At 43.0% G+C, this 22,558-nt stretch carries 20 protein-coding genes; 9 read left to right on the top strand and 11 right to left on the bottom strand.

Going from position 1 to position 22,558, the window contains the following annotated elements:
• Nucleotides 1-2: 2 nt before the first annotated feature.
• The 5 genes from B4K11_RS14990 to B4K11_RS15010 all read right to left on the bottom strand — a co-directional run bounded on the left by B4K11_RS14990 (nt 3) and on the right by B4K11_RS15010 (nt 3,930).
• On the bottom strand, nt 3-206 hold the full coding sequence (locus tag B4K11_RS14990; RefSeq protein ID WP_292953278.1) for a twin-arginine translocation pathway signal: 204 nt from the start codon (nt 204-206) through the stop codon (nt 3-5).
• Between the two features lie 74 nt (nt 207-280).
• Nucleotides 281-910, bottom strand: coding sequence for a TorD/DmsD family molecular chaperone (locus B4K11_RS14995; protein ID WP_292953275.1), 630 nt, complete (start codon nt 908-910; stop codon nt 281-283).
• 11 nt (nt 911-921) lie between these two features.
• Nucleotides 922-2,592 (bottom strand): 4Fe-4S binding protein, encoded by a 1,671-nt coding sequence (locus B4K11_RS15000; RefSeq protein ID WP_292953272.1) that lies wholly within the window; start codon nt 2,590-2,592, stop codon nt 922-924.
• Between the two features lie 275 nt (nt 2,593-2,867).
• Nucleotides 2,868-3,482: a DUF3306 domain-containing protein gene (locus tag B4K11_RS15005; protein ID WP_292953269.1), complete on the bottom strand. Its 615-nt coding sequence runs from the start codon at nt 3,480-3,482 to the stop codon at nt 2,868-2,870.
• Complete coding sequence (locus B4K11_RS15010) at nt 3,472-3,930, bottom strand: DUF3305 domain-containing protein (RefSeq protein WP_292953266.1); 459 nt, start codon at nt 3,928-3,930, stop codon at nt 3,472-3,474. The genes B4K11_RS15005 and B4K11_RS15010 overlap by 11 nt, the downstream gene beginning before the upstream one ends.
• Nucleotides 3,931-4,219: 289 nt before the next feature.
• Between B4K11_RS15010 and B4K11_RS15015 the strand changes: the two genes are divergently transcribed.
• Entirely contained in the window at nt 4,220-5,134 is a 915-nt protein-coding gene (locus B4K11_RS15015; RefSeq protein ID WP_292953263.1) for a formate dehydrogenase accessory sulfurtransferase FdhD, read from the top strand.
• Nucleotides 5,131-6,051: a helix-turn-helix transcriptional regulator gene (locus B4K11_RS15020; protein WP_292953260.1), complete on the top strand. Its 921-nt coding sequence runs from the start codon at nt 5,131-5,133 to the stop codon at nt 6,049-6,051. The genes B4K11_RS15015 and B4K11_RS15020 overlap by 4 nt, the downstream gene beginning before the upstream one ends.
• A 35-nt stretch (nt 6,052-6,086) precedes the next feature.
• Here the strand turns inward: B4K11_RS15020 and B4K11_RS15025 are convergent, their stop codons facing one another.
• Nucleotides 6,087-8,219, bottom strand: a complete 2,133-nt coding sequence (locus B4K11_RS15025; protein ID WP_292953257.1) for a cache domain-containing protein — start codon at nt 8,217-8,219, stop codon at nt 6,087-6,089.
• Entirely contained in the window at nt 8,216-9,604 is a 1,389-nt protein-coding gene (locus tag B4K11_RS15030) for a sigma-54-dependent transcriptional regulator (RefSeq protein ID WP_292959449.1), read from the bottom strand. The genes B4K11_RS15025 and B4K11_RS15030 overlap by 4 nt, the downstream gene beginning before the upstream one ends.
• 358 nt (nt 9,605-9,962) lie before the next feature.
• Between B4K11_RS15030 and B4K11_RS15035 the strand changes: the two genes are divergently transcribed.
• The 5 genes from B4K11_RS15035 to B4K11_RS15055 are packed head-to-tail and all read left to right on the top strand — an operon-like array spanning nt 9,963 to nt 14,589.
• Nucleotides 9,963-10,790, top strand: coding sequence for a substrate-binding domain-containing protein (locus B4K11_RS15035; protein WP_292951314.1), 828 nt, complete (start codon nt 9,963-9,965; stop codon nt 10,788-10,790).
• A gap of 31 nt (nt 10,791-10,821) precedes the next feature.
• Nucleotides 10,822-11,523, top strand: coding sequence for an ABC transporter permease (locus B4K11_RS15040; RefSeq protein WP_292951311.1), 702 nt, complete (start codon nt 10,822-10,824; stop codon nt 11,521-11,523).
• 24 nt (nt 11,524-11,547) lie between these two features.
• Entirely contained in the window at nt 11,548-12,225 is a 678-nt protein-coding gene (locus B4K11_RS15045) for an energy-coupling factor ABC transporter ATP-binding protein (protein WP_292951308.1), read from the top strand.
• Nucleotides 12,218-13,324, top strand: a complete 1,107-nt coding sequence (mobA, locus tag B4K11_RS15050; protein WP_292951305.1) for a molybdenum cofactor guanylyltransferase MobA — start codon at nt 12,218-12,220, stop codon at nt 13,322-13,324. Before B4K11_RS15045 ends, mobA begins: the two co-directional genes overlap by 8 nt.
• A gap of 11 nt (nt 13,325-13,335) precedes the next feature.
• Complete coding sequence (locus tag B4K11_RS15055) at nt 13,336-14,589, top strand: bifunctional molybdopterin-guanine dinucleotide biosynthesis adaptor protein MobB/molybdopterin molybdotransferase MoeA (RefSeq protein WP_292951301.1); 1,254 nt, start codon at nt 13,336-13,338, stop codon at nt 14,587-14,589.
• A 132-nt stretch (nt 14,590-14,721) separates the two neighbouring features.
• Here B4K11_RS15055 and arsJ read toward each other — a convergent pair whose 3' ends face one another.
• The 4 genes from arsJ to B4K11_RS15075 form a co-directional block, all read right to left on the bottom strand.
• Nucleotides 14,722-15,945, bottom strand: coding sequence for an organoarsenical effux MFS transporter ArsJ (arsJ, locus tag B4K11_RS15060; RefSeq protein ID WP_292951298.1), 1,224 nt, complete (start codon nt 15,943-15,945; stop codon nt 14,722-14,724).
• On the bottom strand, nt 15,942-16,955 hold the full coding sequence (locus B4K11_RS15065) for an ArsJ-associated glyceraldehyde-3-phosphate dehydrogenase (protein WP_292951295.1): 1,014 nt from the start codon (nt 16,953-16,955) through the stop codon (nt 15,942-15,944). Before B4K11_RS15065 ends, arsJ begins: the two co-directional genes overlap by 4 nt.
• A gap of 6 nt (nt 16,956-16,961) precedes the next feature.
• Entirely contained in the window at nt 16,962-17,285 is a 324-nt protein-coding gene (locus B4K11_RS15070; protein WP_292951292.1) for a metalloregulator ArsR/SmtB family transcription factor, read from the bottom strand.
• A gap of 329 nt (nt 17,286-17,614) precedes the next feature.
• On the bottom strand, nt 17,615-18,481 hold the full coding sequence (locus B4K11_RS15075) for a prephenate dehydratase (protein WP_292951289.1): 867 nt from the start codon (nt 18,479-18,481) through the stop codon (nt 17,615-17,617).
• A 239-nt stretch (nt 18,482-18,720) separates the two neighbouring features.
• On the opposite strand from B4K11_RS15075, the gene B4K11_RS15080 reads away from it, so the two are divergent.
• Both B4K11_RS15080 and B4K11_RS15085 read left to right on the top strand, forming a co-directional pair.
• Nucleotides 18,721-20,823, top strand: coding sequence for an ATP-binding protein (locus B4K11_RS15080; protein ID WP_292951286.1), 2,103 nt, complete (start codon nt 18,721-18,723; stop codon nt 20,821-20,823).
• Nucleotides 20,816-22,204: a sigma-54-dependent transcriptional regulator gene (locus B4K11_RS15085; RefSeq protein WP_292951282.1), complete on the top strand. Its 1,389-nt coding sequence runs from the start codon at nt 20,816-20,818 to the stop codon at nt 22,202-22,204. The genes B4K11_RS15080 and B4K11_RS15085 overlap by 8 nt, the downstream gene beginning before the upstream one ends.
• Nucleotides 22,205-22,558 lie beyond the last annotated feature (354 nt).

Genomic DNA, 22,558 nt, shown 5'->3' on the forward strand with positions numbered 1-22,558 from the left:
TATCAGTTACGCAATGTTTCGTAGAAACTACGAACATGCTTGGTTTCTTTGTAACCGGTACCTTCCTGTTTTTCACCGGATTCAGCCGTAGTGACTTTTGCCTGTACATTGCCTGCAACAGCAACTGCACCGACAGCTGTACTAGCCATCCCCAGTTTTTTCAGAAAGCCGCGACGACCTGAATCAGGCTTTTCTTGCTGGCTCATATTTTTTCTCCGCATCAACGTAAATCAACTTCGTAGGAGCTTTTGGCTCTTACTTAGTATCAATTGCCCTGTTGTTATTGTTGTCCGCCCTCACGTGCGGCAGGGGATAACTGCAGGAACCAATTATCTTCCTGTTGCATAAATGCTTGGCCCAACAAGCCTGTAGCCGTATAAAAAACAGCATGTTCAGCATTCTGCAAATCTGTAAAAAACTTTATAGTCCAGCTCTGCATATGACGCTTCCAGAACTGGTGTTGAATTTCGTAGCCTCTGCCGCTGGTGATTAGCATGCTCATCACTTCGCATAGTGCAGCAATATGATCTTCAGGCTCTTTGACATTGTCTTGTCGCTGAAAGCCGAGAACCTCAAGGTCTTCACGCAATATGGCTAATGGCTTTTCCATCAGTGAGCCGGTGAGATACCAGCAAGCAAATGGCATTAACTCGCCACGGCCAACACCTATGAAGAGATTATGGTATTCATCATCTCTTTGATTGGTGTCACTGTGCTTTGTTGCTAGCGCTAGTGTGCTCCAAGCTCTAGCCATAGGTGTGTCTTCATCTTGATCTGGCTCGATGCTTGCCATCCACTCAGTTAGTTCCTCTGAGGGTGCACTGCGCAGTAAAGTGGCCAGTAGTGCATAGATATCAGCACGGAGCTCATCAGTTTCCTGTAGCGCTGGGGCTGCATTAATAATATTCATAAGTTGTGCCCCTATAGCTCTAGTTGTTTTTCAGGGTTAGCTGTTAAGTCAGTGAAAATGTCGTTAACGCGACAGTCTTCACACATCTTTAAGCGATTAATTGCCGGCCCCTGAAAATAAGGATGGGCACTGAGTTTTTCGATCATTTTTTCTACTGTGCTTTTCGGCGCAAAAGGCTTAGAGCATGATATGCACTCGAAAGGCTCTTCACTGTAAATTTCTACTGAGGTATTTCTTTGCTCAGAGAGCGACAGCCTAGGAACAAGCGTAATCGCTTTTTCAGGGCAGGCTCCTTCGCATAAGCCGCATTGAACGCAGTTTTGTTCCTTGAAATTAAGTGCCGGCTTTTCTCCGCCATCGGTCAAAGATTGGGTGGGACAGACGGCCACACAGGACATACACAGTGTGCAGCTTGTGTTATTTACGGCTATTTGGCCAAAGGGAGAACCCGCCGGCAGGGCGAGGTGATCGGTATTTTCTAAATTGTTTTGAGCAATTAGGTGATCAAGTGCAGTGAACAGGGTGTCACGTTTATTGTGTGTATCGATCAGATCAATAGTTGTGATCTGTTTAATATTGGATGGCGCAGAGAAGTTCGCTATTTCAAGCTCATCTATGAGTTTTAGCTGTTCCTCTTTGTATTGAAGTCCTTCTAATATCTTCTGAGTAATAGAGACTTCTTTCTCTAGAAGTGCATTAACGACTTCAGGTAACGATTCCGTTTTTAATAATAGAACCTGTTGGGCACCACTGGCTAAACAGGTGAGCCAAGTCTCTTGTCCTGCGGCAGCCAGTTCTTCAAGTTGTACAGGAATAAAGTTACTTGGTAGCGTATCTGAAAGACGTTCGACTATTTCCAGGCCTTCTTCGTGATCATGGAAAAGTATTACAGGTTCAGATCCCCCAAACTCTTTATAGGCACTGAGTAATTTCTGTAAGTAACTATGCATATGAGCAGGCTGAGGAAGTGCATAGTTAATAGCACCCGTTGGGCAGGCCGTTACACAGCCGCCAGCACCATGGCACAAATGGGGATTAATATTGATAAGGTCTTTTTCGCTGCTTATTGCGTCCGCTGGGCATACGTCCAAGCAGCGAGTGCAGCCTATTTGTCCACGACTGCTATGTGCGCAAATATCAGTGTTAATTTGAAAATAGCGAGGTTTTTCAAATTCGCCAATGTAGCTTGGAAGCTCTTCAATGATTGATGCGAGTTTGTCGCTTCCCGGGGCTACGTTGAAATAGCCTGTAGGAGCAAGCTCTGTGACAAAATGGTTCTTTTGACCTAAGTTCAAAATAAGATCGAAATGAACTCGGTTTTGAGTGATTTTGGCAAAGTTTTCGGATTGACCGTTTTGTTCCGTGGTCACTTGGAACTGACCTAAAAATCCTTTTATCGTTTGCAGTTTTGAATGATAAACCGTGATCTCTTGGGCCGCATTTAGCGCTTTTTCAAGATGTTCTTCATTCTGATTCTCAACAGAATCTGTAGCCAACAGAGTAATACTTGCCATGCCGCTTAACTGTTCGGCTGCAAGTCGTATCATATCTTCTGAGCCCATAATCAATAGGTGGCCATAGGTGCTGTATGTCACCGTTGCAGGCGCAAGATTATGTGGAAGCATTACGCGTTTGCGTGCTGCTACCAGGGCGTCTTTGTTGAGACTGTGCTCGTTTGTCATCCTCTACCTCACGTTACTGAAAATAGTCCTGCGATCTATCGTCGCTTCTAGCTTATTTTCAGTCTCGACTTTGAACCCCTGAAGGTTTTAGTCGTATTTTGTATTTATATAAAGCAAAGGCGGAACCAGAAATTCGGGCAAGAAAGTCTTGTTTACGGTGTCTGGGTCGGCTGCTTTGCCGTGAATTGGTTTTGATGGGGACATTCTGTCCAAAGTTTCTTTTGGGTTGCGTCATATGGATACTGATCTAAGCGGAACTGCTATTTCTTCGTTGATTAGCCTTCGAGATCTGCATCCCCTAAATCATCAGTTTCTTCGTACTCATTTGTATAGGAAGTTATTGAATCCTCAGGTTTTTTATCTGTTTCTTCTGAGCTATGTTCTGCTGTTGTATCGTCATCACTCTCTAATGATTCTGAAAGTTCAGTTTTTATCTCTTCTTCCTTCTCATTTACCCAGCTTCTAAGTTTGTCTACGACTGCTTTTGTAAGCTCTGGCATTTTGCTGAAATCTTCATCGTAATCGTTCAAGCCATCTCGGATGTTAAACTCAGGTAGAAGAAATAGTTTTCGTAGAGCAAGTCCTCTTAGTTCTTCGCTTACCCCAGGAGATAGAAACTGTTTAAAATCTGAGTCCTGATCAAGGCTGTCTATGTCAGGCATATCTTCGTCGGTTAGTTGTGGTTCTTCTAATTCAGATGGGGTGGTTGATTCGGTGTTGCTATCTAGATCGGTAATCGTATCTGTAGGACTTTGGTTTTGTGTCTCGAGTGTTTCTAATTGTTGATTTTGAGAGCTGTCTATCTCCTGGACTTCACTCTCTTCAGTCTGTCCTTGTTGTTCTGTTTTTCGCTGTGACCAGCGTGATAAAAATGAACTGTTATCTTTCACTGCTGCGTCCTTTTCCTTTTTTCTTCTTTTTCTTACCTTCGTCGATTAGCTCTCCATGAATTCCTAGATAGGTATCTATCCAACATTGAAGTGCTTCAGGCATTGGGTACTCAAGTAGTTGGTGTTCTCCATCCATGAAGGATGCAGCATCATCTTGGCTAGCGGTGATGTTAACGGGTGTGAATCCACCAGCGACCTCATCTTCATGACAAAGAATAAATAGATGGGGAGATGTTGAATTTAAATTGAAACGATATGCAGTGCGTTCATCTTTATGCAGATCCAGTGTTAGGTGATAGTTTCCATCTTTCTCTAACCCATTTGGATCCTGATGCGGTAGGAGTTCATTTATCTGCCAGCGTTCGCTTTCCCAGCCATTAACTTCTACTGTTTCGCTTTTTAGGCTGATTTGAAGTGGCCAGCTGCTACTGGTTCTTTGTGCGCTCATTGAATTGCTCCTATTTGCATGACCTGCTATTTCTTGCAAGTGCTGGGCCACCCTTGGAATCTGAGGGGTTATTTGCATTCTTGTGGAAAACAATGACAGGAGTTGGGTCATTATGTTTGTTTGATGGGACATTATGTCCCAGTCTTAGACTGGTTTAATTTATTTTATGTGGCTTTCTGCTGTGTGTTTTATATAGGTAGCCCTAGTAAGTTCTGAGGATTAGCCAGTTAGGAACAGTATTTGCTAATAACCTTGTAAATGATGCGATTAAACACAGTGGTTATCTCAAATGAAGGCACAATCGTCACCGATTACTTTAAGTAAAGCGTCTGCAGAATTGACTGAATCAGTTCATGTCTTGGATGAGCGAGGGGAGCCAAGATTAGTTCATATAGCGTGTGAAAGGCCTCTAACTATTTATCTTAATAAGCGAGAGATCGTTACGCTGATGACACTGGGGAGTGATCCGGAAGCACTAGTGTTAGGTTACCTAAGAAACCAAGGGTTTATTACTTCATTAGATCAACTAGTGGCTATTCAGGTGGATTGGGATGTTGACGCTGCTGCGGTTGTCACCCATGAAGACCCAGAGGGTTTAGAAGAAAAACTTCAGCAGCGCACAGTGACAACGGGATGTGGTCAGGGAACGATGTTTGGCAAATTAATGGATAAGATAGCGGAAGTTTCGCTTCCCGATGTTTCATTAAAACAAAGTACGGTCTATGCATTGCTTGATAATTTAAATCGTCACAATGAAACATATAAAAATGCAGGGGCTGTACATGGTTGTGCTATTTGCCAAGGTGAAGAGGTTGTTGCTTTCGTTGAGGATGTTGGTAGACATAATGCCGTTGATACCTTAGCTGGAAGAATGTGGCTTGAAGGAATAGATGAAGACAATAAGATCTTTTATACCACGGGGCGGCTGACTTCTGAGATGGTTATAAAGGTTGCGCAGATGGGGATTCCTGTCTTGTTATCGCGCTCAGGTGTGACTCAGATGGGGCTTGGTCTTGCGTGTGAGCTTGGGATTACTATGTTGGCTAGAGCCAAGGGAAAGCATTTTTTGCAGTTTAGCGGAGAGTCATCTTTGGTGCTTGATGCGATACCTGAATCTAGAGGAGTGTCTTCAAAGAAAGTGCTTCAATCAGAGGAGAAGGCTAAGCTAAAAAAGGCTAACCTTAAAACTGGTGCGGCTTTATGAATGATATGACCAATGAAATGTCGCAGGCATTTATGAATGTACGCCAGTTAGCGGATTACCTTCATCTTAATGAAAAGAAGGTTTATGCCATGGCTGCCGAGGGGGCAATCCCTGCTACGAAGCTGACAGGAAAATGGTTATTTCCTAAGTCGCTCGTAGATAGGTGGCTATTAGAGAGCTGCCATAGTGGAATTATGACAGATCGCTTACTGCTATCTGGAAGTGATGATCCCTTGTTGCAGGCGGCCTCTAACCGCTTAACGCAAAAGTTACGTACTCAAGCGCTGTTTAGTTACACCGTTACCGGAACTAAATTGGGTTTGGATCTGCTGGCGCAAGGTCATGCAGATGCTTGTGCTATCCATTGGGGAAGGGCGGAAGAAAGTGATGTTCGTCATCCCGCTTTATTGCAGCAATATTCGCAGTCAAAGCATTGGATTCTAGTGCACCTATTTTGTCGTAGTCAGGGCTTAATTGTTAGATCAGGTTGTCTTGAGCGTTTAAATGATCCCGCTGAAGCGCTCAGTTTTAGTACCCGCTGGGTTGTTCGTCAAGATGGGGCCGGTTCTCAGCGCTTCCTTAATGAGTGGTTGGCAGGGCAGGCATTTCCTATCGACAACTTAACAGTGACTAACACCGCTTTTTCGGAGAGGGAGGTTGCTTCTTTAATTGCGAAAGGTGAGGCTGATATCGGGCCGGGGACATTGAGCGCGGCAAAAGAGTTTGGTTTAGGTTTTATTCCCGTCTGTAATGAAAGTTTTGATCTTGTTGTGCCTAGAAATGTTTATTTCCGTCGGTTGTTACAGCAGCTTTTTGAATTTTTTCAAAGCGATGAGGGGATCGATCTTGCTCATCGCTTGCAAGGCTATGATTTAAGCCGTTGTGGGCGCTTGGTTTGGAGTTCTGATCCTGGTTGATGCCTGTATTTAAATGTCTGCATTTGCTCCCTATATCAAGGGAGCTCTGCGGTAGCTCTTCGGTTGGTGCGTTCTACTTCTGCTAGCCCTTGCAGTATGCCATCTAGACTGCCATCGCCCGATACAACAGCGTTTTCTAGTAAATAAACAGAAAAGGTTGTGCCTTCCCCTTCGTGAGATTCTACTTCTATATTACCGCCTTGGCGTCGAATGATGCCGTAGCTAATTGACAGGCCTAAACCCGTTCCGCTTTCTTTGGTTGTAAAAAATGGGTCGAATATTTTAGCTAAATGATTGCTGCTGATCCCTTTCCCGTGGTCAATGACGTTAATGATAGCGCCTTTTACCTTGTCGTTTTGTATCCAGTCATGTGTTTCTAGTTCTATTTTGCCAGGACCGTCTAAGGCATGAGATGCATTAAGAATAAGATTGACGATAACTTGTTGAACTTGTTGATAGTTTACTTCAACAGGGCATGAGGATTGATAGTTTTTAATGATGCTTACATTTTGATTGTCTAAAGCATGGGATACCAGAAGCAGCGTATCATCAATAATGCTGTTTACAGGGTGGTGTTCAAAGTGGTCTACGTAATGTCCTGGACGGCTATATTGCAGTAGATTGTTAATCAGAGAGCGGATTCTATAGACCTGCTGAATTACCATATCGACCTCTTCTTGAACGGGGGCTGCGTTAGCGCCTAGTTCGGCAACTAAAAGGTCCATATTTCCCAGTATGACAGCGGCAGGGTTGTTTATTTCATGCGCGATACCCGCGGTTAGCTCTCCAAGTACAGCTAATTTTTCTTTGTCTAGCAATTGTTTACGTGTGCTCTTTAAGAGTCTTATATGATCTTTTAGTGCCTCAGTTCTTAAGCTTAGCGACTTTGTTCGTTTATCTACAGTTGCTTCCAAGCGGTCGTTTGACTGTCTGATTTGCTGTTCTCGCTGCTCTAGAAGGTCAAGCATGACATCAAATTGCTTTGCAAGATCGACTAGCTCATCTGAAGAATCCAATTTACCTATTCTAGGGTAGGTGTTGCCGTTTCTAACGGTTCTAACAACTGAGTGGATCTTTCTTAAAGGCTTTAAAAGTTGATTTGTATGATTGATCACCACAACAGAGGCAACGAGCATGATAAGAGCGATGAACGTTCCTGATTCAAGCAGGGTTTTATAATAGATTTTTGTAAAAGGTGCCTCGGTGAAACCAGCGTAAATCATGCCTATCTTTTTATTATTTAAATCGATTAGTGGCTGGTAAGCGGAGATGTACCAGTCATTAACAACAAAGGCGCGGTTGATCCAGTTTTCTCCTTTTAATAGGACCTCTTTTCTTACCTCAGCAGAGACGCGGGTGCCGATGGCTCGGTTCTTTAGAGTAGCTTCTTCACTGCTAATTGGATTGGTTATATCTTGAGGGACATTGGTGCTAATGCGGACGTCATCTAGAAAAAGGGTAACGGTCCCAATACCATCTTCTGGGAGGGTGCCTTTGCCATAGACGAGGTCTCTGATGGTATCTACAGCTTTTGATGTGTTGTTAAGTATAACGCCAGAATCTAAAACGCCAATAAGTTCTCCAAAATCATCTGTTACAGGAACAAGTGCTCTAAGGACCATTGATCGATCTTCGATTTGCTTGTCTGTGGGGGCCGCTCTTGGAGTATCAATCAGTATGATTTTGCCCTTGCTCCCAAGACCGAAAGCAATTTTATCTAATTCACTGCTTTTCAGTACGGTAATGCCATTGATGGCTTGCTTTTGTTCAAGTCGCTCTAAAAGCGGAACGAAGGAAGGTTCATTAATTTCAGGTAATTTCTCTACTGGAATAAAGCGAAGAAAATCTAGCGATCGGTTGAGTTTAATTTCAAGTAACTGGACTTGAAGTATTCGGCGGTTATCTAGCTGTAAGTTTGTTCTAAATTCATAGCTGCTAGCTAATTGGGTCAGCGTGTTTTCATGCTCTTTTTGCATGATATTCAGCGTACCGTTGGCCACCGAAAGGTCGGCGCTGACCTTCATGTAGAGCTGTCTGTCAGTGTAGCTACTCGTCCAGTAACCTGCCATTAGCGCGAAACCTGCGGCGGTTAAGGCTAATGGAAGTAGTGTGAGTAGTAATAATTTATGTTGTAGGGAGCTGTTTATTTTTGACCAAGAAAGGCTCATGCACACTGCTCATCTGTGATTGCCTGTGACTGTTCAGCCCAGCTAGAGAGCTTACGATCAAGTGTTTTTCGAGAAACGCCAAGCTCTCGTGCAGCAGATGATTTGTTTCCTTGATGCTGGTCTAGAGTCAGTAATATGTGATGTTTTTCAAGTGCTTCTAGGGACCAGCCTGAGAAATTGTTGCAGCTATTCTTTTCATTGTCGCTTTGCTCTTTGAAATAGTCTGCAGGTAGTTTTCCTAAAAGTATGCAACGTTCTATTAAGTTTTTAAGCTCTCTGATGTTGCCAGCCCAGTGGTAGGACTGCATCGCTTTTAGGTCGTCATGGCTAAAAGGAATGGGTGATAAGCTCAGTTCACGCGATAACTTTGCTGAAAAGTGATGGATTAATTCAGGTAGATCTTCACGACGATCTCTAAGCGGAGGAAGTGTTATGCTGAGAACGTTGAGTCGATAGAATAGATCTTCGCGGAAACGATTTTGACTCACTTCCTCTTTTAGGTGTCTGTTTGTGGCCGCTATGATGCGAACATCTACGCTGGTTTCTTGCTCGCTGCCTACAGGACGAACAGCTTTTTGTTCGAGCGCGCGCAATAGTTTGGCTTGCATAAGTAGAGGCATCTCACCGACTTCGTCTAAAAAGAGTGTGCCTCCGCTCGCAAAGTTAAACAGTCCTTCACGTGCTTTGTTCGCGCCGGTAAACGCACCTTTAGTATGTCCAAATAATTCGGCTTCCAGTAGCTCTGGCGCAATAGCTCCGCAGTTGATCGGGACAAAGGGACCTGAACGATTACTGAGTTGGTGAAGCATTCTCGCAGCAAGTTCTTTACCTGTACCTGATTCACCTTCAATTAAGATGGCTGAAGGTGTTTTCGCGACCCTGCGAATAACATCTTGTACTTGTTGGATCGCAGGGCTGTTACCAATCATGTTACTGGAAGGGAATGCGTTATTAACTTCACGACGCAAAACGAAATTTGCTCTGGCAAGGGCGCGATGTTCTAAGCAGCGCTCAACCGCATTCATCATCTGTTCTAAGCGAAAAGGTTTTAAAATAAAATCAGCTGCCCCTAAGCGAATCGCTTGAATCGCTGTTTCGAGGTCGGCATATGCTGTCATAAATATAACATCACTGCGTCTTTCAGAGTTTTGCAGTGCTTCGTGCCACTCCATGCCTGAGCGGCCAGGTAACTTAATATCAACAATCAGTAGATCGAAATGGCAACGGGCACGTAGCTTTTCTGCTTCTTCTACGCTTCCTGCGGTTTCAACTAGTGCAAAGCGCTTACTTAGAGCTTTTTGTAAAAAGCTAAGAATTCCAGGTTCATCATCCACTACCAGAACTGATGCTGCAGGCATCTGGTGTTTGGTCTGATTTGTTTCCATTGGTATTGATCTCTAATAATTACCTTGAGGGGGTGGGAATCAAGGTGGCTTTGTGTCGCTAGGGACAAAATGTCCCCTATGCGTCTTCTTGTGGACATTATGACTCAAAAAGTGCGTTGAGGTGATAATACTTATGTTTCATTTTGTACTTTGCGGCATTTAAAATCTGCATTTTTAGAATATGGCTTAGACCTTATGTTAAGAAAGCCGCTGCTTTCTTTTCTATTTTCGCTTTCTGCTGCAGCTTATGGTTTTTTGGCATTCTAATTGCTGTTTATTGGAATGCTGTAGACCTGTTCAGTTAAGAAACAGGCTGCTGGTGAAAATAATACTAATGAAGATGAAAAGGATTGTTGTGATGAAAAAGTGGATTTCGGGTGCTCTCACAGTTGCTCTGATGACGGTAAGTGCCGCGGTTTTTTCAGCGGAAGAGAAAATTATTCGATTAGCTACGACTACGAGTACTTATAATTCTGGCTTACTTGATAAGTTACTGCCTGAATTTGAAAAAACTCACAATGCAAAAGTTCAAGTGATTGCGGTAGGGACGGGCAAGGCATTACGTATGGGGCAGGCGGGAGATGTGGATGTTGTAATGACGCATGCTCCAAAATCAGAGAAGGCATTCGTCGATGGCGGTTTTGGGGTACATCCGAAAAGCGTGATGTATAACGATTTCGTTATCGTAGGCCCAGCAGAAGACCCAGCCCAAATTCAAGGTGCTGCTGATGTAACTAAAGCCTTGCAAGCAATTGCTGCCACAGATTCACAGTTTATTTCACGTGGGGATGATTCTGGTACGCATAAAAAGGAATTATCGCTTTGGGCTACTACATCGGCAGGTAAACAGTTCTCCAATTATAAAGAGGTCGGTCAAGGGATGGGTAAGGTTCTTCAAATGGCTGATGAACTGAAAGGCTACACCATGACAGACCGTGGTACTTGGTTGGCGTATGAGAGTCGTCTGCAATTAAAGTTACTAGTTGAAGGGGATAAACGTTTATTTAACCCCTATCAGATTATTCAGGTTAATCCTGAATTACATAAGGGTCTAAATGTTGAAGGTGCTAAAGAACTTTCGGATTGGTTTGTATCTTCTAAAGGTCAGCAGATGATTAACGACTTTAGAATTAATGAGAAAGCGCTTTTCCACGGTTCGGCCAATCCTCAAGTTGTTGAAAAATAATTTTTTTAAATGAAAAGTAGTAGCGGTAGTAATGCAAGATAATTTATTAGAGACCTCAATGTTGTCTCTGCAGTTGTTGTTTAGCTTAGATGCTGAGTTGTGGGATATTATCGGTGTTTCATTTCGGGTATCAATTACCGCTATTCTGATTGCTACACTTCCCGCAATTTTGGTGGGATTCTTTTTAGCCATGGTGGATTTTAAAGGGCGCTGGATGGTCATTGCGCTTTTTAATGCCCTCATGGCGGTACCTACTGTTGTTGTAGGACTTACTCTCTATCTGTTGCTCTCGCGAAGTGGTCCGTTGGGTGATCTTCACCTGCTTTTTACGCAGCCTGCGATGATTATTGGGCAAGTGGCTCTGGCTTTTCCTTTATTGGTTTGTATGAGCCATTCCGCATTTCAATCTATAGATAAACGCGCTTGGGAAACGGCAAGAACGTTAGGAGCTAACTGTTTTTTTGCAGTCACTACCATCATGAAGGAAGCGCGCTTTGCTTTACTTGCCGCGGTTTTAGCCGGTTTTGGTCGTATTATTTCAGAGGTGGGTTGCTCAATGATGATCGGTGGGAACATCATGAGTTATACCCGTAATATCCCAACAGCGATAGCTCTTGAAACAAGCAAAGGGATGTTTGCACAGGGAATTGCATTAGGTTTAGTGCTATTGATTTTAGCGCTTTTATTAAATTTCACGCTTGCCTCAATTCGTGGCAAGGGTCGTTTGGTCTAACTGTCTTGATTGAGGGGAATCAATATGGGTCTTGAGCTAACAGCCAGTAACATAGTTAAGCGTTTTGGCGAAAGGGAGTTGTTTAGTATTGAACAGCTTCAGGTTCAAGAGGGCGAAAGCCTGCACTTGAGCGGTGATAATGGTGTAGGTAAAACAACACTGATGAAAATTTTAGCGGGGCTCGATAAGCCTTGTGCAGGTCGTATTAATGTAACACCTAATATGAAAGGGCGCTGGTCAACGAGCTTGCACCCTAAAGTGATATATCTACACCAAACCCCTTATGTCTTTAGCGGCAGTGTGAAAGACAATATTGCTTATGGTTTAAAGCTAAAAGGGATATCGCGAGGACAAATTAAAAGGACTGTACAGAGTGCTTTAGAGTGGGCTCGACTTGAAGAGTTCGCTGACCATGCTGCTCACTCATTATCCGGAGGTGAGAAACAGCGGTTGGCATTAGCGCGTGCATGGGTTTTAACGCCCGGGCTGTTATTTTTAGATGAACCAACGGCTAATTTGGATAAGCAATCGGTAGATTCTGTTACTGAACTTGTGAGAAAAATGGTTGATGGCGGTGCTGCTGTAATGATTTCCAGCCATCAAACTAATCCACTGACTGAGGTCTGTCAGCGTAGTTTATTACTTGCTGATGGTAAGGTCAGTGAATCCCAATTTCCAAAAGAGATGCTTTTTGATGCTTGAAGTAAACCAGAAGTTAAATGAACAGGTAACAGCTGTTGTACTTGCCGGTGGTATGGCAAGACGAATGGGTGGAGTCGATAAAGGTTGGATGGAACTCAATGGTAAGCCTCTTGTTAAGCATGTGCTAGATATAGTTGATCCGCAGGTTGGCCGTTGTTTGATAAATGCGAACCGCAGTCATACAGCCTATGGTACGTTAGGCAAACCAGTAATCTCTGATCTAGAAGGCGATTTTCAAGGTCCGCTTATGGGGATTGCTACAGGGCTTTATCATGCTGATACAGATTGGGTTTTGTTTGTCCCTTGTGATGGTCCATATTTACCTAACGATCTAGTTGGACGTATGCTATCCAGCGCTAAGTCAGATAATGCTGATATAGCTGTAGCACATGATGGGAAACGTCTTCAGCCCGTGGTCGCTTTGATAAAACGTGAGTTATTAGATAGCGTGCGCGCAACCTTGTCTGAAGGTGAGCGAAAAATTGATCGCTGGTATGCAATGCAGAATGTTGTGACGGTCGATTTTTCTGATCACCCTGAAGCGTTTATTAATGTTAATCGACGTGATGATCTGGACGAACTTAAGCAGATGCCGAAATTGTTAGGTTTTGCTGCATGGAGTGGTACAGGTAAAACGACCTTGCTGAAAAAACTCATTCCTGCATTAAAAGCGGGTGGTGTCAGGGTCGGTGTAATTAAGCATGCCCATCATAAGTTTGATGTCGATCATCCTGGTAAGGATAGCTATGAACTTCGTAAATCGGGCGCTGACCAGATGCTTATCAGTTCCGGTAAACGATGGGCGTTGATGGTTGAAGAGGATCAAGGAGACAGGCCATCGCTGAGCCATATGTTGAATCGTATGGATCATTCATTACTGGATCTAGTATTAGTTGAAGGGTTTAAACAGGAATCTTTCCCTAAGATAGAGTTGCATCGTCAGAGCTTAAAGCGTGAACTTATGTATGCTGATGATGATAACATCATAGCCATCGCTGCAGATGAGCCTGTCGTTCTAGAAAGAGACATTCCCCAGTTGGATTTGAACGACACTGAAAGTATGCTGCAGTTTGTGTTGGCTTATTTAGAAAAATCCTAAGAAGGTAATTGATGTCTGAAGTTTTAAGCTGTTTTGATCCGGCTGCAAATCCTGGCGGTATGTTAGCGGTTGATGAAAGTATTCAACATATTTTGGCTCAAATAAATGATCCTGTTGCGACAGAAGAGGTCGCTTTAGCATCTTCAATTGGCTGTGTACTTTCAACGGATTTGGTTTCTGATATTAATGTGCCGCAACAACGTAATTCAGCGATGGATGGCTATGCAGTGGCTGCTGATGGATTAGATCCATCGTCACCTTTGACGGTTGTCGGTCAGGTATTTGCGGGTGGATCCTTTCAAAACACTATCACTCAAGGCGAAGCTGTTGAAATTATGACAGGAGCGCCTGTGCCGGAAGGTGCTGATAGCATTCTCATTCGTGAAGCTTGTACACAGCAAGGTGATCAGTTGAGTTTTATTGGTCCTGTGAAAAAAGGCCAGCATGTTCGACAGGCGGGTGAGGACATACAGCAAGGGCAGGTTGTACTTCCTGCGGGGACTCTTTTGAGATCTCAAGAGTTAGGCCTGCTTGCCTCACTTGGGTATGAAAAGTTAAATGTCTTTGTTAAGCCTACAGTGGCAGTTTTTTCCACTGGTGATGAAGTTGTCGCACAAGGATCTCCGTTACCGGATAACTGCATTTATGATACTAACCGCTTTACCCTGCAAGGCTTGCTTACGCGACTCGGCTGTCGAGTGATCGATCTAGGTATAGTGGAAGATACACAGGACAAAATGGAAGAGGTTCTGCGTAAGGGTGCTGAAAGTGCCGATATGGTTATCTCTTCAGGCGGTGTGTCCATGGGCAAGGCGGATTATATAAAGTCTGCTTTGGAGGCGATTGGAGATATTAATTTTTGGAAAATAGCGATGCGACCAGGCCGACCTTTAGCTTTTGGTCAATTAGGTAAAACGCCGTTTTTTGGCTTACCAGGGAACCCTGTCGCTGTGATGGTAACGTTTACTCAATTTGTACAGCCTGCGCTGCGTAAAATGATGGGGCAGAAAGGTTGGCAGCCGTTGAGAATGGTTGCAGTTGCCGAGGAAAGGTTAAAATCACGCTCTAATCGCACGGATTATTCAAGAGGTGTATACCGTATCAATGAAACGGGTCAGCTGGTTGTTTCCTCAACCGGTATGCAGGGCTCGGGGATATTGACATCTATGTCAAAAGCTAACTGTTTCATTGAGATAGGAAATGAGTTTGATAAGGTTGAAGAGGGAGAGACTGTCACCATTCAACCTTTCTCAGATCTGATCTAAGCCTATTTTTACCAAAGTTTGTTATTTATGTTATTAAAGCCTGCTATTAAAGTTAAAAGGGCATATGAAAGGCAAAGATTTTTACGATTTCTTTGCTTACCCTATTTTTTCTTTTTCACACTGCTGTTTCTTTTAAATCTTTTCTCCCGTCTCCTCATTCTGATCATGTGGCAGCTTAATGCTAATTAAGATCGTCATGAGTATGAAGACTGAGGAAATATAGAGGCATGCTTCAATTCCATAAAATTGAAATACTGCACCTGATAAGACCGTCCCAATAAGTCGCCCTAATGCATTTGCCATATAATAAAAGCCGACATCCATCGAGGTGCCTTCCTCCCTCGCATAGCTCACAATTAAAAAGCTATGGAGTGCACTGTTTAGCGCAAAAACAATCCCAAAACTTATCAGCCCTACCATCAATATGAGCGAAGGCGAGTACGAGAGACAGTAGGCCGTTATTGCTGGAATTAAGCATAAGCACAGCGCCCAAAAAAGCGCATCTTTAGCGTTTGCTGGTCGAGCGGATTTTTTCCCGGTGATAAACGGTGCGATTGTTTGTACGCCACCATAAGCGATTACCCATGCTGCGAGGAAACTACCCACTTCCCAAAAATCCCACCCAAATTGTTGATGGAGGAAGATAGGCAGTGCTACAACAAACCAAACATCTCTAGACGCAAATAAACATAATCGAGCGGCTGATAGAAGGTTAATCGATCTGCTTTTTGAGAAAACTTCACTGAATTTTGCTTTGTGGCGTGTTTTGCCTAAATCTTTCTGTAAAAGGTAGAGGCTGGACACTAAGGTTATAGCAAGTACGGTCAGCATAATCCATATGGCTTCTTGAAAGCCATATAGGGTCAGTAGAAGCCCACCCAAGAAGAAACCAACACCTTTAAGGGTATTTTTTGATCCGGTAAGAATCGCAACCCATTTGTAGAGAGTGCTTTGGTTGTCATTTTTAACCAGAGATTTAATGGCGCTCTTAGCGCTCATTTTATTTAAGTCTTTCGCAATGCCTGATAATGCTTGAGCAGCCATAACCCACGGAACGGTCAGTGCCGCGGTAGGTACTGTTAACATCAGCAGTGCTAAGACTTGTAAGCCTAAGCCTAAATTCATCGTTCTATTGAGACCAATTCTAGCGCCTAACCAGCCCCCCACGAGGTTAGTGACAACACCAAAAAACTCATAGAATAAGAACAGAAGAGCGATGCTCAACGGTTCGTAGCCGAGTTGATGAAAATAGAGCACAACCAGCATCCGCAAGGCGCCATCGGAGAGAGTAAATACCCAATAGTTAAATGTAATTAAACCGTATTGCTTAATCTGGTTGGTCGGAGCGTTATTCATTTTATGGCGTCAATTGCTACATATTTGGCTAATTCAGCTGTGCGGTTAACATAGCCCCATTCATTGTCGTACCAAGCGTAAAGTTTAAGCTGAGTGCCGTTTACAACCATTGTAGATAGGGCGTCTATGATGCTTGAGCGCGGGTCTGTACGATAATCAATTGATACTAAAGGTTTCTCTTCATAGCCAAGAATGCCGCGCAGTTCATTTTTAGAGGCCTCTTTGAACAGCTGATTAATCTCTTCTTCATTGGTCGAACGCTCTAACTCAAAAACCATATCGGTTAAAGAGGCATTAGCGAGAGGTATACGTACAGCATGACCATTTAGCTTTCCGGTTAGCTCTGGAAATATCTGGGTAATTGCTTTTGCTGACCCGGTAGTTGTTGGAATAAGGCTCATTCCACAAGCGCGTGCTCGACGTAAATCTGAGTGGGGTGTATCTAAAATACTTTGGGTATTAGTAATGTCATGGATGGTTGTCATTGAACCGTGTTTGATGCCTATTTTTTCCTGAATCACTTTAATGACAGGGGCTAGGCAGTTAGTTGTGCATGAGGCTGCAGTAACAATCTTATTCACTTCAGGGTTATATAGCTGGTGGTTGATTCCCATCACCAAGTTGAGAGCACCTTCATCTTTGATGGGAGCAGTGACAACAACATGTTTTACACCCTGATCTAAGTAACTCTGAAGAAGAGGGGATTTCTTCATCACACCGCTGGCTTCAATTACTAAGTCACACTGACTCCAATCTGTATCAGCTATCTGCGTATTCTGTGTGACAGTTAGCTGCTTACCCTCTATAAAAATAGAGTCCTCGGATGCTGTGGATTCATGCTGCCAAATACCATGTATAGAATCATAATTTAAAAGGTGAGATAGCGTTGTGGCATCACCTGCTGGATCATTTATTTGAATGAATTCAAATTCAGGCCAATCCCAAGATGCGCGCATCACCAAACGGCCCATGCGGCCAAAACCATTGATTCCAATTTTAATTTTTTTCATTATTTGTTACTCGCAGCAGGCTTGTGTTGAAAGAGGGGTCAGCAGAGAACTCAGTACTGTTTTATTACTGTCTAAGCATTCTTGTAATGTATTTTTGCACCAAAGGGGTAGATCAGGGTTTATTCGGTAATAGACCCATTTCCCTTTGCGTTGGTCAATTAATAGTTCACCTTTTCGTAGCAAGGCCAAGTGTCTCGAAATTTTGGGTTGGCTTAGATTAAGGTGTTCTATTAGGTCACAAACGCAAAGCTCTTTGTGTTGCTGTAACAACATGATTATTTGAAAACGGGTGTCATCAGCAAGGCATTTAAAGAAGATTGGTGGGTGCATTAGCTATTATCATATATGAATTTTCATATATGATGGGCGAAAAGTATTTAGTTTTCAAGATACAAACAGTGAAGAAAGAGGGATACAGATAAAAAAGCCCCTCAAAAGAGGGGCAAATACGTTAACTCATGGCCAGGCCTGAGTTTAAGACGGATGCAGCTGAGCCTAATAAATCACATAAGGATATGCTTTAGTAAGCAGCAATTGCTTGATTATTATGCAATTTTTTTGTGCAGTGCAGCATTGCTCTTTAGGGTCAGAATTACATACATAGACGGATACTATAGTTGTACATATAAGTGTAATACTGATGTCGTTATATTTCGTGCTTACTCAATAATTTGATCATCCTGTAAACGGAATGGGTGCCAAGGGTAAGTGCCCATTATGCGTACATCTTTAGCAAAAAAATCTAATTCTTGAAGTGCATATTTCATAGACTTTTGAGCGGGGTGGCCTTCAACATCAAGGTGAAAACTGGATACTCTCATTGTGTCAGAGGCCATATAGCTCTCGAGCTTCAGCATATTGACACCATTAGTGGAAAAACCGCCTAGCGCTTTGTATAGCGCTGCGGGCATATTACGCACTGTAAACATAATAGAGGTCATGAAGCGTGTATCTGTTCGCAGTTCAGGCATGTGGCTATCACGTGCAAGTATCATAAAACGAGTAGTATTGCCCGATTTGTCCTGAAAATTTTCACGGAGAATTTCAAGGTCATATAACTCTGCCGCGAGGCTAGATGCGATCGCGCCGTGGCCTTGTACAGGGTTTTCGCTGAGTTCGGCCGCCGCACCTGCAGTATCTAAACTCGCAATTGGGCTAATGCTTAAATCATTCAGGTTATCGTAGCATTGGGCCAGTGCCTGAGGGTGAGAGGCCACGGTTTTAATCTGAGCAATATCACTACCCTTGAGTGCTAATAGGCAGTGGTTGACCGGCTCAAAATGCTCCCCAACAATATGCAATTTTGTTTTCGGCATTAAACGATAGATCTCTTCAACGCGTCCAGCGGTTGAGTTTTCCAAAGGGATCATTGCAAAACGAGCTTTTCCGCTATCCACCATAAACATCGCATCGGCAAACGTATGGCATGCTTGAGCTTGTAGTTCTGGAAATGCTTTGCGGCAGGATAAATGTGAATAAGCACCTGGAACGCCTTGGTATGCGATAATCGCCGGAAGATCTGTCATAGTATCTAATCTATTAATATAAAACGGAGCGCATATTATTACACAGTCGTAGGTACTCTGTTACTGTTCCACATGGCTTATTCCATTAGATTAACGTTTTAATAGGTTTGTTTGAGGTTTGGTTTGTTTTTATCCTGTCATGATCAGATGCTGATTACATTTCTGAAGATGTAGAATTCTTTTTGTAGATCCTTAATGTTAGTGAATAATGATCTATCAGTCCTAGTAGAAGGTTTGTAATGATTCAACGTTTACTGATTGCTTTAATCTTCCTCGTGTTTACATTGCTGTTCACTTGGCAGGTCGTGAATGTCACCCGTGACTGGACGCTACAAAATATCCATAAACAAGGTTCTGATGAACTGCTGGAGGTTATTACAGAGCTCCGAGCGGGTTTAGATCAATACCGTTATCTTCCTTTTCTTATTTCACAAAATCGTGATGTTAAGGCCTTGTTGGCTTTACCGACCTACGAGAAAAGTGCAGATGTTAGTTTGTATTTAGAACAAACGAATTTGGTTGCAGGATCGTCCTCACTTTTTTTACTTAATAGCGAAGGAAGAGCGCTTGCATATAGTCATTGGCGTGATGAAAATACTTTTATCGAACGTTCTCATGATACTCAAAAGTATTTTAAACAAGCAAAAAATGGCCACCGTGGGAGACAATTTAGTTTAAATATAGAGACGCAGCGACCGGCATATTTTCTATCGTCCCCAATTTATGATGGAAGTCGTTTCATCGGTGCAGCGGTTGTTCGAATTGAATTGCAGAGTATGGTCAAAAAGGTGCGTTCAACTGGAACAGTATTATTAAGTGATTTCGATGGGACATTATTCTTTTCTACGGGCGCTTTTGCACGTTTCGAAAAACTTAAAACACAAGCACTTATCTCTAAACAAATGTTAAGTAACGGTGTGACGACCACGTTGTGGGCAAGGGATAAAGATAATTGGCTTTCCAGATCTGTTGCTCTAGATGATTTAGCTTGGGAGGTCACCGTATTAAATAGTACGGAAGCGGTGCAGAAAAATGTCCGCAATGCTTCTTTGTTCGCATTTGGTGGGTGTTTTGCCATTGGCTTGCTTGGGCTCTTGTTCCGTGAACGACAGTTGAAGCTGCGCTCCCAGAATGAAACTCGCCTGGCGTTGGCCCGTAATGAAGCACAGCAGAAGGCAATCATTAACCATGCGCAGGTTGGTTTACTGCTGGTCAGTCCTGATGGCGTAATTACCTTTGCTAACAGTACGGCGTTAAAGCAATTTAGTGTATCTATAGGGTTAATTATTGACCGCAAGATGAGTGATCTGCTTATTTGTGATGATAATACTCCACTCGCTAGAATGTTGGGGCGTTTGGATTGGGATGGCTTTTCTCCCTTAGTTGGCTATGAATCCGTTGGTTTACGTGGGGATCAAACCGAGTTTCCATTGATGATCTCCATAAGGAAAATGGAACCTGTAAACGCTTCACTTCGTTCGGCTGCGATTGAACGGAAGACTCATAAACAATACCTAGTGACGATTATAGATATCTCACGTCGTAAAGGGCTCGAACTCGCTCTGAAAAGGGCAAATGAATCATTGGAGTCGAAGGTAGAGCAACGAACAAAAGAGCTTAGAGATGCTCAAGATGAGCTTGTTCAAGCTGGAAAAATGGCTGCTTTGGGACGTATGTCGACGGCGGTTGTTCACGAACTTAATCAGCCTTTAACTGCCATGCGTAATTATGTCGCTATCTGCAGACAATTACTAGATCAGCCAGAGATGATGTCTGAGAATCTATCAGAGGTTGATTCTCTGACACAGCATATGGCTGCCATTACTTCACAATTAAAAACTTATGCCTATAAAAAACCGGAAGCAAAAGTACCGATTTCAGTGCAGATGGTGATTGAGCATTCTTTGCTACTTTTTAAACAAAGAATTCAAGATGAGGGCGTGGAATTAATAACCTGCATGGATGATCAAACTCTTTATGTCTTAGGTGATAATGCACGTTTAGAGCAGGTTATAGTGAATCTAGTGAAGAATGCGTTGGATGCTATGGCTTCAAGTGCTCATAAAAACCTGCAAATTGAGTTGAGTGTTAAGGATAAAGTTATTATCTCTGTGAATGATTCAGGTGAGGGCATTGATGAAGCACTTATGGATTCGTTATTTGATCCATTTGTTACATCCAAGCAGATGGGAGATGGTTTAGGTCTTGGTCTCGCTATAGTTAAATCAATTCTACGTGACTTGAATGGCGATATTCAGGTTAGCCATAGCGCTTTAGGTGGCGCATGTTTTACCATTCACCTACCTGTGCTGAGTGAGGAAGAAGTTAACAGCCATGAATAACACTAGATCAGAAGGTGATAGCTTTAGAGGAACTGTCTTACTCGTTGATGATGAGGCGATGGTTAGGAAGTCGACGGAGCAATGGCTAAAGATGGCTGGCTTTGAAGTCATTGGTTGTAGTGATGGAGCCCAAGCACTTGAACATATCAGTGAATCCTTTCGAGGGATTGTTGTCAGTGATGTGAAAATGCCAGGTATGGATGGTTTAACGTTAATGGCCTTGATACTAGAACGCGTACCGGCTTTACCAGTCGTGTTGGTTACAGGTCATGGTGATGTTGATATGGCCATCGGGGCAATGCGCAAAGGGGCTTATGACTTTATAGAAAAGCCATTTAATCCTGAGAGATTAGTTGAAACAATCCAGCGAGCTTGTGAAAAGCGTCGCTTGATGTTGGATAATTTGCGATTACAGCACCACCTAGCCTCTTCAAGCGGAATAGATAAACGTTTAATTGGTATTTCACCTGTCATTCAGCGGTTAAAGCAGGAAATTGTGACGCTAGCTGATTTGGATACAAACGTTATCATTTATGGTGAAACGGGTACCGGCAAAGAGCTGGTTGCACAGTCACTGCATCAATATAGTCCTCGTAAAAAAGCACACTTTGTGCCGATAAATTGCGGAGCCATTCCTGAATCTTTGATCGAAAGTGAACTGTTTGGTCACGAAGTGGGGGCATTTTCAGGTGCCACTAAGCGACGTATAGGGAAATTTGAGTATGCCAGCGGAGGCACGCTTTTTCTTGATGAAATTGAAAGTATGCCATTGCACCTTCAAATTAAACTTTTAAGAGCTTTGCAGGAAGGCGTTATTGAACGGCTAGGTGGCAATTCACCGATCTCTGTAGATGTCAGAGTCATAGCTGCAGCAAAAACTGATTTAAGAGCAGATGAGAACTTTCGTGAGGACCTTTTTTATCGTTTGAATGTTACTCAGCTTCAGATCCCTCCGCTACGTGAAAGGCAAGAAGATGCGCCTCTTCTCTTTGAGCACTATTTGGGAATGACTGCGGAAAGTCATGACAAAGAGGCTCGGGCATTATCAGTACAGGATATACGCACGCTACAAAGCTATCAGTGGCCGGGTAACGTTCGTGAGTTAAAGAATGTAGCCGTGCGTTATGCGTTAGATAAACGAATGTCTGTTGCTGATATTTTATTTCCGGATGAAGTGGTGGTGAGTTCTGACACAGTAGAGTCAGATCAAACCCAGTCATTATCTGTACAGGTTGCCATTTTCGAAGCGGAGATTATTAAGCGCTCCTTAACTGAACATCATGGCAATATAAAATTAGTTATGGAAGCACTGGATCTTCCGCGAAGGACATTGAATCAAAAAATGGCTAAGTATGGTTTAGTACGTACTGATTTTGTTTAAGTTGTGTTTACGGATTTTGCCGCTAACCTTATGATTTTTATTGTTTTTGTTTGAGTAGGCGGTTTTTTGCTTATCATTCAATAAGGTCTGATTTCTAGCGGCCTTTTCAGCTATATTTTTACTATAAGTGTTCGCATTTTCCTCTATCTCACTCTTTTATCCATCAAAGCTACGTTCTGTAGGTTTTAAGCGCTTAGTTGATAACCAATAAGCGGATTTTTGCTTGTTCGATAAGATTTAATGAGCTGTTTTTTGCCTATTGCTGTTATTGTGGTTTTTGTGCTTTATTTAACTTGTTGTTATTTAAGGAAATACTCCATGTTCTTTATGTTGGCACCCCGTTTGCTATGTAAG

This window comes from Neptuniibacter sp. UBA6509 (assembly GCA_002435145.1).
Taxonomy (GTDB): Bacteria; Pseudomonadota; Gammaproteobacteria; order Pseudomonadales; family Balneatricaceae; genus Neptuniibacter.